This window comes from Nannocystis bainbridge, from assembly GCF_028368995.1.
GTDB classification, from domain to species: domain Bacteria; phylum Myxococcota_A; class Polyangia; order Nannocystales; family Nannocystaceae; genus Nannocystis; species Nannocystis bainbridge.
The window spans coordinates 2,113,330-2,124,694 of sequence record NZ_JAQNDL010000003.1; the positions used below are offsets into that span (position 1 = coordinate 2,113,330).

Sequence of the window (11,365 nt, forward strand, 5' to 3'; positions counted from 1 at the left end):
GTTACTTCTTCCTACGGGAGACGATGAAGACGTCGGTGCGCTTGTTGTGCCGCGTGCGGTAGCCCTTCGACAGGATGCCCCACGGCGAGCACGGGTGCCGGCCGCCAGAGGTGCGGCCCTCGCCGCCGCCCATCGGGTGGTCGACCGGGTTCATGGTAACGCCGCGGTTGTGCGGGCGGATGCCGAGCCAGCGGGTGCGGCCGGCCTTGCCGAGGCTGACGCGGCTGTGGTCGCCGTTGCTCAGCGTGCCGACGGTGGCGCGGCACTCGATGTGGACGCGACGAACCTCGCCGGAGGGCAGGCGGACCTGCGTCCAGTCGCCCTCGCGCGCCATCAACTGGGCGCCCGAACCGGCGGTGCGGACCAGCTGGCCACCCTTGCCGATCTTGATCTCGAGGTTGTGGATGATCGTGCCGACCGGGATGTTGCGCAGCGGGAGGCTGTTGCCCGGCTTGATGTCGGCCGCCTGGTCGCTGATCACCGAGTCGCCGACCTTGAGACCTTCGGGCGCGAGGATGTAGCGCTTCTCGCCGTCAGCGTAGCTGATGAGCGCGATGAAGGTGGTGCGGTTCGGGTCGTACTCGACCGTCGCAACCTTGCCCGGCACGCCGAACTTGTCGCGCTTGAAGTCGATGACGCGGTACAGCTGCTTGTGACCGCCGCCGCGGAAGCGCGCGGTCTGACGGCCGTGGTTGTTGCGACCGGTGTGGCGGTCGATCTTCTCGACCAGCGGCCGGTGCGGCTCGCTCGCGGTCACCTGGTCGCGGGTGTTGACGCTCATGCCGCGTCGGCCCGGGGAGGTCGGCCTGTAGACTTTGATGCCCATGGTGCGCTCCTTCAGCCCTTGTCGGCTTGCTCTCCGTAGAGGTCGATCGAATCACCGGGGTGAACGGTGACGATCGCCTTCTTCCACGACCGCTGCTTGCCGGTGAACTTGCCGACTCGACGGAGGTCGCCGCGCACGACCATGGTGCGCACGTCCCGGACGCGGACGCCGAACACCTGCTCGACGGCCTTGCGGATCTCGATCTTGTTCGCGGCCTTGGCGACCTCGAACACGTAGTGGTTGTGACGGCCCTGCGCTTCGGTCGACTTCTCGGTCACGACCGGGCGGACGATGATCTGCTGCGGGGTCATGCGACCTCCTTCGGGGCGTCGGACTTGGTGCCCGACAGACGGGCCTCGACCGCGCGCAGCGAGGTCTCCGAGATCAGCAGCTTGGGGAAGCGCAGGATGTCGTAGACGTTGAGGCCGCGGATGTCGAGGAAGCTCGCCGCTGCCAGGTTGCGCGTGCTGAGACGCAGGTTCTTGTTGTCGCCGGCGTCGACCACCAGGACCTTCGGCGCGCCGAGAGCGGTCAGCGCGTTGGCGATGGTCTTGGTCTTGACGGCCTCGAGCTGCAGGTCGCGGACGACGATCAGGTCGCCCTTCGAGGCCCGCACGGTCAGAGCGGTGCGCAGCGCGCTCGCCATGACCTTCTTGTTGACGTGGAAGGCGTAGTTGCGCGGCTTGGGCCCGAACACCTGGCCGCCTCCGCGGAAGATGTTGGAGCGGCGCGAGCCGTGACGGGCGCCGCCGGTGCCCTTCTGCTTGTGCAGCTTCTTGCCGGTGATGGAGACCTCGGCGCGGGTCTGGGTCGAGTGGGTACCAGCGCGGCGAGCAGCCCGCTGGTAGCGCACGACCTCCCACAGGAGGTGCTCACGCACGGGGACGGCGAACACCGCGTCAGCGACGTCGATCTCGCCGACCTGAGCGCCCGTGAGGTCTTTGACGATGAGCTTGGCCATGGTGCCTCAGGTCTTGATCTCGACGTCCACGCCCGCCGAGAGGTCGAGCTTCATCAGCGCGTCGAGGGTCTGCTTGTTCGGTTCAAGGATGTCGAGGAGCCGCTTGTGGGTGCGGATCTCGAACTGCTCGCGCGACTTCTTGTCGATGAAGGGGCTGCGCAGGACCGTGTACTTGTTGATCTTGGTGGGCAGCGGGATCGGGCCCGCGACCGTCGCGCCAGTGCGGCGGGCGGTCTCGGCGATCTCGCTGGCCGACTGGTCGAGCAGCTTGTGGTCGAAGGCTTTGAGCCGGATGCGAATCTTGAGCGTGTCCACGGCGATATCCCTTGCGTCTTGGCCGGCGTACTCGAGCGAAGTCCTACTCGAGGATCTTGGTAACGACGCCGGCGCCGACGGTCTTGCCACCCTCACGGATGGCGAACTTCAGCCCCTCTTCGCAGGCGATCGTGCTGTGCAGCTCGACGACGATCTCGATGTTGTCACCGGGCATCACCATCTCCACACCCTCGGGCAGCGTCACCGAGCCCGTCACGTCCGTCGTGCGGAAGTAGAACTGCGGCCGGTACCCCTTGAAGAACGGAGTGTGACGACCACCCTCTTCCTTCTTCAGCACGTACACCGTCGCGTTGAACTTCTTGTGCGGGGTGATCGAGCCCGGCTTGCAGAGGACCTGCCCGCGCTCCACACCCTCACGGTCGATGCCGCGGATCAGCAGGCCGACGTTGTCGCCCGCCTGGCCCTGGTCCAGCAGCTTCCGGAACATCTCGACGCCCGTCACCGTCGTCTTCTGCGTGTCCCGCAGACCGACGATCTGAACCTCGTCGCCGACCTTGATCACGCCGCGCTCGATGCGACCCGTCGTCACCGTGCCACGACCCGAGATCGTGAACACGTCCTCGACCGGCATCAGGAACGGCTTGTCCAGCTCACGCTGCGGCTGCGGGATGTACGAGTCGCACGCGTCCATCAGCTCCCAGATGCACTTCGCGTCCGCGTGGTCCCACGTCGGCGCGTTCAGGGCCTTCAGGGCGCTGCCGCGGGTGATCGGGACGTTGTCCCCGTCGAACTGGTACTTCGACAGCAGCTCGCGCAGCTCGACCTCCACCAGCTCGAGCATCTCCTCGTCGCCGGCGCCGATCATGTCGCACTTGTTCAGGAACACCACCATCGCCGGGATGCCCACCTGACGGCCGAGCAGGATGTGCTCACGCGTCTGCGGCATCGGACCGTCCGGCGCGCTCACGACGAGGATCGCCCCGTCCATCTGAGCCGCGCCCGTGATCATGTTCTTGATGTAGTCCGCGTGCCCCGGGCAATCCACGTGCGCGTAGTGCCGCTGGCTCGACTCGTACTCCACGTGCGCCGTCGAGATCGTGATGCCGCGCGCCCGCTCCTCGGGCGCCTTGTCGATCATGTCGTAGCCCTTGAACTCCGCCTGTCCCTTCAGGCTCAGCACCTTCGTGATCGCCGCCGTCAGCGTCGTCTTCCCGTGGTCCACATGGCCGATCGTGCCGATGTTCACGTGGGGCTTGTTGCGTACGAATGTTTCCTTCGCCATGGCTGTGCTTCGCTCGTAGAGGTGTTGGAGTCTGAGGGGCGGGATCTAGCAGCTAGTCAAGGATTGGAAAAGCCCGATCGCGTCGCCTGAGTGAGAGAAACCGCTAATATCCGCGGGCGCGGGTGACGATCTCCGCCTGCCGGTCGCTCGGGACCTCGGCGTAGTGGCTGAAGTGCATCGTGTAGCTCGCCCGGCCCTGAGTGGCCGAACGAAGCGCCGTAGCATACCCGACCATCTCGGCGAGGGGAACTTCCGCGTCGATGACCTGAAGCCCGCGGAGGGGCTCCATGCCCTGGACGCGGCCGCGGCGGCCCGCCAGGTCGTTGACCACGTGCCCGGTGAAGTCCTCAGGAACCTCGACTTCGACCTTCATCATCGGCTCGAGCAGCCGGGGCTCGGCCCGCTCGAAGGCCTCCATGAGGCCCATGCTGGCGGCCGCCCGAAAGCTCACGGCGGTCGAGTCGCCCTCGACGTAGGCGCCATCCTTGAGCCGAACCTCGACGTCGACCAGCGGATAGCCCAGCAGCGGGCCCCGTGTCAGGGCATCCAACGAGCCCTCGCGGACCGCCGCGATCATGTCGGGCAGCAGCTTGGGCGGCTCGAGCTTCTGGCCGCGCTCGCGGACCGGCTCGGGGATGAGGTTTACGAAGGAATTGCCGGCGCCGCGCTCACGCTGGGCCAGCTCCAGGACGATCCGGGCGAACTGCCGCTTGCCGCCGATCTCCCGGTCGTACTCGATGGGATGGACCAGCGAGCGGCCGACCGTCTCGCGGTAGGCGACCTGCGGCTTGCCGACGTTGCTCGGCACGCGAGCCTCGCGGGCGATGCGGTCGACGATGATCTCCAGGTGCAGCTCGCCCTGCCCGGCCATCAGCGTCTGGCCCGAATCCGGGTCGACGCGCACGGTGAAGCTCGGGTCCTCGCGCTGCATCCGCTCGAGTGCCTCGGTCAGCGCCGTCTGGTCGGCGGTCGACTTGGCCTCGATCGCGCGGAAAATCACGGGCTCGGGAATCTCCAGGCCCGGCAAGATCACCTGCTCGCGGTCGGTCGCCACGACCACCGTGTCACCGGTGGTGGTGAAGCGGAGCCCAACGGCGGCGGCGATGTTGCCAGCGGAGACCTCGTCGATCTCCTGCATCTTGTTGGCGTGGACCTGCAGGAGCTTGTTGACCCGCTCCTTGCGGTCGCGCGTGACGTTCTGGATCGCGTCCTTGACCTTGAGGACGCCCGAGTAGACGCGCAGGAACACCAGCGGGCCGCGGTGCGGGTCGTGCACGACCTTGAACGCCAGGGCGAGCAGCGGCTCGTCGACCGCGGGGCGCCGCTGGACCTCGCCGTCGTCGGCCTTGCGCCGAGCGATCACCGGCGGCATGTCGAGCGGCGACGGCAGGTAGTCGATCACGGCGTCGAGCAGCGGCTGGATGCCCTTGTTCTTGAGCGCCGTGCCGCACAGGACCGCCACGCCCTTGTTGGCGATGGTGGCCCGACGTAGGCCGGCCTTGAGCAGGTCGAGCGGGACGCCGGCCGCACCTGTCTCGAGGAACACGTTCATGGTCTCGTCGTCGACCTCGGCCACCGCCTCGACCAGCGCCTCGCGGGCCAGGGTCGCCTCGGTGTGCAGCTCGTGGGCCTCCGTGACGGGGGCGCGCGTGAGCTGAGTACCGCCGTCGTCGGTCCAGACGATCTCTTCCATGAGGAGGAGGTCGATGACGCCGGTGAAGGCCGACTCGAGGCCGTTGGGGATCTGTACGACCATCGGGTGGGCGTGCAGGACGGACTTCATCATCTCGACGGTGCGGTCGAGCGTGGCGCCGACGCGGTCCATCTTGTTGACGAAGGCGATCCGCGGGACGTGGTAGCGCTCGGCCTGGCGCCACACGGTCTCGGTCTGCGGCTGGACGCCGGCGACGGCGTCGAACACGGCCACGGCGCCGTCGAGGACGCGGAGCGAACGCTCGACCTCGATCGTGAAGTCGACGTGGCCGGGGGTGTCGATCAGGTTGATCCGGTTGCCGCGCCAGAAGCAGGTGGTGGCCGCGGAGGTGATCGTGATGCCACGCTCCTGCTCCTGCTCCATGAAGTCCATGACCGTGTTGCCGTCGTGGACCTCCCCCATCTTGTGCGAGATCCCCGTGTAGAAGAGCACGCGTTCCGTCGTCGTGGTCTTCCCGGCATCGATGTGGGCCATGATGCCGATGTCTCGGATGGCCGCGATGTCGTTGGAGGATTGCATGGCAGGGAGGAAGCCGTTTCGGGAACGAGACGAGGGCCGCTCCGCCGGCCATCCGTCTCCACGCACTCGGGAGGGGTTATGGCAGGCGAGGGGCCCGGCTCGGGATCTGCTGCGAAGGGACCGGTGGTCCAATCGCGCGGCAGAATCGAGGGTTGTCGCGCTCTTGTCGGCTCAGGTCAGTGGGTCATCGACGGGTGGCCCGCGAAGGGGCCGGACATCCGGAGCTGAAGGAGAGAGGAGAGACAGATCGAGCGGCCCGCACGGGGCGGGCCGAGGCGCCGACTACCAGCGGTAGTGGGCGAAGGCCTTGTTGGCCTCGGCCATCTTGTGCGTGTCTTCACGCTTCTTGACGGCGCCGCCGCGGTTCTGGGCCGCGTCGAGCATCTCGTTGGCGAGGCGCTCGCGCATGGTCTTCTCGGGCCGCGAGCGGGCGAAGCCGATCAGCCAGCGGTACGCCAGGGCCATGCCGCGCTCGGGGCGAACCTCGATCGGGACCTGGTAGTTGGAGCCGCCGACACGGCGCGAACGAACCTCGAGGCGCGGGAAGACGTTGGAAATCGCCTTCTCGAACACCTTGACCGGGTCGTCCTTGGTGCGCTCGGAGATGATGTCGAAGGCGCCGAAGACGATCTTCTCGGCGATCGACTTCTTGCCGGCGCGCATGATGCCGCAGATGAACTTGTGGATGTTCCGGTTCACGTCCACGGGGTGGTCGGTGTACCGGATGTCGTTCTGCGGGCGCTTCCGCGTGGTGATACCTTTGCGCGACATGGTCGTCCTTCTAAGTCACTACTTGGGCCGCTTGGCGCCGTACTTGGAGCGCCGCTGGCGACGGCCGTTGACGCCGGTGGTGTCGAGGGTGCCGCGCACGACGTGGTAGCGGACGCCGGGGAGGTCCTTCACGCGACCGCCGCGGATCAGCACCATCGAGTGCTCCTGCAGGTTGTGACCCTCACCCGGGATGTACGTGGTCACTTCCATGCCGTTGGTGAGGCGGACGCGAGCGACCTTGCGGAGCGCAGAGTTCGGCTTCTTCGGCGTGCAGGTGTACACGCGGACGCACACGCCGCGCTTCTGCGGGCAACCGCGCAGCGCCGGAGCCGTCGTCTTCTTCTTCTGCAGTTCGCGTCCCTTGCGGACAAGCTGATTGATCGTCGGCATGCGCCGTGAAGCCTTTCCAGTATTCGAGCCGGTGGCTCAGGCCCCGGAGGGCCGAGGGGTTTGGGCAGGTCCGAGCCCGAGAGAACCGGACCTGTTCGCTTTTGCCCCCTGCGGCTGGGGGGCTGTTTATATAGGGGGGCGCCAGCCAGATCAAGCATCGCCGCCGGCGGGGCGCGCGGGCCCGGACTGCCGTCCGAACCCCTCAGAGCGAGAGAGAACGGCCTGGAGTGCGAGTCCAGGCCCGGACCGCGGAGGCGGCCACGCGTGGTGCGTGTGCTGCCGCGGCGGGTGGACGGGAGATCACCTCCCGCCCACCGGAGAGACAGGCGCCGGCGCATCCTGCGCCAGCCCTGTCGAAGTGCATCAGTCCTGCACGTTGATGAGATCCCGCTCGTTCGAGCGACGGGCGATCGGCTCGGCGTTCGGATCGTGCTGCGCCTGGTCGTCCGAGACCATGTGCAGGCGGTCGTAGACCGTGAGGCCGGTGCCGGCGGGGATGAGCCGGCCCATGATCACGTTCTCCTTGAGACCGCGCAGGAAGTCGATCTTGCCCTGCAGCGCCGCCTCGGTGAGCACCTTGGTGGTCTCCTGGAACGACGAGGCGCTGATGAAGCTCTCGGTCGACAGCGAGGCCTTGGTGATGCCGAGCAGCAGCGCCTGGCCGGTCGCCGGCGTGCCGCCGAGCGCCGCGACGCGCTGATTCTCCTGCTGGAAGATCTGCCGCTCGACGTGATCGTCGGCCAGGAAGTTGGTGTCGCCCGGATCCTTGATCCGCACGCGCCGCATCATCTGGCGGACGATCGTCTCGATGTGCTTGTCGTTGATCTTCACGCCCTGCAGTCGATAGACCTCCTGGATCTCGTCGAGCAGGTAGGACGCCAGCGCCTTCTCGCCGAGCACCGCGAGGATGTCGTGCGGGTTGGCCGGGCCGTCCATCAGCTTCTCGCCGGCGCGGACGCGGTCGCCCTCGCGCACGAGCAGGTGGCGGACCTTGGGTACCAGGTACTCCTTCGGCTCGCCGTGCTCGGCGGTGACGATGATGCGCCGCTTGCCGCCCTTGTCCTTGCCGAAGCTGACGACGCCGTCGATCTCCGAGATGATCGCGTGGTCCTTCGGCGTGCGCGCCTCGAACAGCTCGACCACGCGCGGCAGACCGCCCGTGATGTCCTTGGTCTTGGTCGACTCGCGCGGCAGCTTGGCGATGACGTCGCCGGCGGTCACCTTCGTGCCCTCGGTGAGGGTGAAGGCCGCGCCGACCGGGAGGAAGTAGCGCGCCTCGTGCTTGCCGTAGACGCGGATGACCTCGCCGTCGTCGTTCTTGATGACGAAGCGCGGGCGCGCGTCGGGGTCGCGGCTCTCCTGCACGACCATGCTCGAGTGCTGGGTGCTCTCGTCGACCCGCACCGCCATGGTCACGCCCTCGATGATGTCGCCGTACTCGATGGTACCGGTGACCTCGACGATGATCGGCAGGGTGAACGGGTCCCACTCGGCCATCAGCTGACCGGCCTTGACCACCTCGCCGTCCTTGACCCGCAGCTTGGCGCCGTAGACCAGGTCGTAGCGCTCGCGCGGGCGGCCCTTCTCGTCGAGGAGGTTGAGCTGCGCGTGGCGGTTCATGACCACCGAGTACGTGCCGTCCTTGTCCTCGCGGCCGGTGGTGAGCTCGATGTCCTCGAGCTTGACGGTGCCGCCGAAGCGGGCCGCCAGCTGCGACTGCTCGGCGGTGATGTTGCCGACGCCGCCGATGTGGAACGTGCGCATCGTCAGCTGCGTGCCGGGCTCGCCGATCGACTGGGCGGCGATGATGCCGACCGCCTCGCCGACGTCGACCATGTTGCCGCGGGCCAGGTCGCGCCCGTAGCACTTGGCGCAGATGCCCCGCAGCGCCTCGCAGGTGAGCACGCTGCGGATCCGCACCGACTGGATGCCGGCGTCGTCGACCTGACGGGCGCGGGTCTCGTCGATGAGGTCGCTCTCGGCGATGATGAGGTCGTCGGTGCCCGGACGGTACAGCGGCTCGAGCGCGACGCGGCCGAGGACGCGGTCCGCCAGGCGCTCGATGACCTCGCCCGACTCGACCAGGGCGGTCATGTCGAGGCCCTGGATCGTGCCGCAGTCGAACTCGGTGATCACGGCCTCCTGGGCGACATCGACCAGGCGGCGGGTGAGGTAACCGGAGTTCGCGGTCTTGAGCGCGGTGTCGGCGAGGCCCTTGCGCGCGCCGTGCGTCGAGATGAAGTACTGGAGGACGGAGAGGCCCTCGCGGAAGTTGGTCGTGATCGGGAACTCGATGATCTCGCCCGAGGGACGAGCCATGAGGCCGCGCATGCCGGCGAGCTGGCGCATCTGCTGCCGCGAACCGCGGGCGCCCGAGTCGGCCATGATGTAGACCGAGTTGAACGACGGCTGCTTGACCTGCTTCCCGGTCCGCTCGTCGGTGAGGACGGCGGTCGAGATGCCCTCCATCATCGCGTTGGCGATCTGCTCGGAGACGTTCGCCCAGATGTCGATGATCTTGTTGTAGCGCTCGCCCGACGTGATGAGGCCGTCGGCGTACTGCGACATGATGCGCTTGACCTCGGTGGTCGCCTGCTGAAGCAGCTTCTTCTTGGCCTCGGGGATGACCATGTCATCCATGCAGATCGAGATGCCGGCCTTGGTCGCCTCGCTGTAGCCGGTGCTGCGCAGGTAGTCCGCCATCAAGACGGTGGCCTTCTGGCCGCACAGGCGGTAGCAAGTGTCGATCAGCTCGTTGAGCTCCTTCTTGCCCAGCGAGCGGTTGACCATCGGGAACGGGATCTTCTTGGGGATGCCGCCCTCGTACAGCAGGACGCGGCCGACGGTGCTGTCGAGCATCGGCTTGCCGGGCTCCATGCGCACGCGGACCCTGGCCTGCAGGTGCGCCGCGCCGTGGTCGTAGGCCATGCGCACCTCGGCCGGCGAGCCGAAGTGACCGATGAAGAAGCCGTCCTCGGCCGGGTTGTCGTTGACGCCGCCGTGGGCGAAGGCCCGCTCGCGGGTCATGTAGTAGAGGCCCAGGACGATGTCCTGCGACGGGACGATGATCGGCCGGCCGTGCGCGGGGCTGAGGATGTTGTTGGTCGACATCATCAGCACGCGCGCCTCCATCTGCGACTCGATGCAGAGCGGGAGGTGAACGGCCATCTGGTCGCCGTCGAAGTCGGCGTTGAAGGCGGTGCAGACCAGCGGGTGCAGCTGGATCGCCTTACCCTCGATGAGCACCGGCTCGAACGCCTGGATGCCGAGGCGGTGGAGCGTCGGCGCGCGGTTGAGCAGCAGCGGGTGCTCCTTGATCACCTCGTCGAGGATGTCCCAGACCTCCGGGGCCTCCTTCTCGACCATCCGCTTGGCGCTCTTGATGGTGGTGACGAGCCCCTGCGCCTCGAGCCGGTTGTAGATGAACGGCTTGAACAGCTCGAGCGCCATCTTCTTGGGGATGCCGACCTCGTGCAGGCGCAGCTCGGGGCCGACGACGATGACGCTACGACCCGAGTAGTCGACGCGCTTGCCGAGCAGGTTCTGGCGGAACCGGCCCGACTTGCCGCGCAGCATGTCGGACAGCGACTTCAGCGGGCGCTTGTTGGGGCCCGTGATCGTCTTGCCGCGGCGGCCGTTGTCGAACAGCGCGTCGACGGCCTCCTGCAGCATGCGCTTCTCGTTGCGGATGATGATCTCCGGCGCGGCCAGCTCCTGCAGGCGCTTGAGCCGGTTGTTGCGGTTGATCACCCGCCGGTACAGGTCGTTGAGGTCGGAGCTGGCGAAGCGGCCGCCGTCGAGCGGCACGAGCGGGCGCAGGTCGGGCGGCAGCACCGGCACGACCTCGAGCATCATCCACTCGGGCTTGTTGCCGCTGTTGCGGAAGGCCTCGACCACGCGCAGGCGCTTGGCCGCCTTCTTGCGCTTGGCCTCGCTGGTGGCGCCGGCGATCTCCGCCCGCAGGTTGCGGGCCTCGACCACCGGGTCGATGCGCGACAGCAGCTCCTTGATCGCCTCGGCGCCCATGCCGGCGTTGAACGCGTCGGGGCCGAGCTCCTCCATCAGCTGGTCGAAGCGCTCCTCGCTGAGCAGCTCGCGCTCCTCGAGCCCGGAGTCCTTCGGGTCGATGACGATGTAGGCCTCGCAGTAGAGGACCTTCTCGAGCTTGGTCAGCGGGATGTCGAGGATGTTGCCGATGCGCGACGGCAGGCTCTTGAGGAACCAGATGTGCGCGACCGGGGTCGCCAGGTCGATGTGACCCGCGCGCTCACGCCGGACCTTGGAGTGGATGACCTCGACGCCGCACTTCTCGCACACGACCCCGCGGTGCTTCATGCGCTTGTACTTGCCGCAGAGGCACTCGTAGTCCTTGATGGGCCCGAAGATCTTGGCGCAGAACAGGCCGTCGCGCTCGGGCTTGAAGGTCCGGTAGTTGATCGTCTCGGGGTTCTTGACCTCCCCGTACGACCAGTCGCGGATGGTCTTCGGCGAGGCGACGCCGATCCGGAGCGCGTTGAAGTAGGTGGCCTCTTTCTGCTTCTCGAAGAAACTGAAGATGTCTCTCATGGCCGTGTCTCCTTGTTCGCTTTCTCCGGTTGATTATTCCGCCGCCGACATCGCCTCGCG

General features: G+C 67.3%; 9 protein-coding genes. All 9 read right to left on the bottom strand.

Annotated elements, in window-relative coordinates:
- Position 1: 1 nt before the first annotated feature.
- The 9 genes from rplB to rpoC all read right to left on the bottom strand — a co-directional run bounded on the left by rplB (position 2) and on the right by rpoC (position 11,305).
- Positions 2–826: a 50S ribosomal protein L2 gene (gene rplB, locus POL25_RS33585; RefSeq protein WP_272090394.1), complete on the bottom strand. Its 825-nt coding sequence runs from the start codon at positions 824–826 to the stop codon at positions 2–4.
- 11 nt (positions 827–837) lie between these two features.
- Positions 838–1,137, bottom strand: coding sequence for a 50S ribosomal protein L23 (rplW, locus tag POL25_RS33590; protein WP_272090395.1), 300 nt, complete (start codon positions 1,135–1,137; stop codon positions 838–840).
- The gene (rplD, locus tag POL25_RS33595) at positions 1,134–1,787 is read right to left on the bottom strand and encodes a 50S ribosomal protein L4 (RefSeq protein WP_272090396.1); all 654 of its coding nucleotides are present in this window, start codon (positions 1,785–1,787) and stop codon (positions 1,134–1,136) included. The genes rplW and rplD overlap by 4 nt, the downstream gene beginning before the upstream one ends.
- 6 nt (positions 1,788–1,793) lie before the next feature.
- Positions 1,794–2,102, bottom strand: coding sequence for a 30S ribosomal protein S10 (gene rpsJ, locus POL25_RS33600; protein ID WP_096328188.1), 309 nt, complete (start codon positions 2,100–2,102; stop codon positions 1,794–1,796).
- 43 nt (positions 2,103–2,145) lie between these two features.
- Positions 2,146–3,345 carry an elongation factor Tu gene (gene tuf / locus POL25_RS33605; protein ID WP_272090397.1) on the bottom strand — a complete coding sequence of 400 codons (1,200 nt, stop codon included), beginning with the start codon at positions 3,343–3,345 and terminating at the stop codon, positions 2,146–2,148.
- Positions 3,346–3,448: 103 nt separating this feature from the next.
- Positions 3,449–5,578, bottom strand: a complete 2,130-nt coding sequence (gene fusA, locus POL25_RS33610; RefSeq protein WP_272090398.1) for an elongation factor G — start codon at positions 5,576–5,578, stop codon at positions 3,449–3,451.
- Between the two features lie 282 nt (positions 5,579–5,860).
- Entirely contained in the window at positions 5,861–6,349 is a 489-nt protein-coding gene (gene rpsG / locus POL25_RS33615) for a 30S ribosomal protein S7 (protein WP_272090399.1), read from the bottom strand.
- A gap of 18 nt (positions 6,350–6,367) precedes the next feature.
- Positions 6,368–6,739, bottom strand: a complete 372-nt coding sequence (gene rpsL, locus POL25_RS33620; protein WP_096328192.1) for a 30S ribosomal protein S12 — start codon at positions 6,737–6,739, stop codon at positions 6,368–6,370.
- Positions 6,740–7,102: 363 nt separating this feature from the next.
- A complete protein-coding gene (gene rpoC, locus POL25_RS33625; protein WP_272090400.1) occupies positions 7,103–11,305 on the bottom strand; it encodes a DNA-directed RNA polymerase subunit beta' in 4,203 nt (1,400 codons plus the stop codon).
- Between the last annotated feature and the right edge of the window lie 60 nt (positions 11,306–11,365).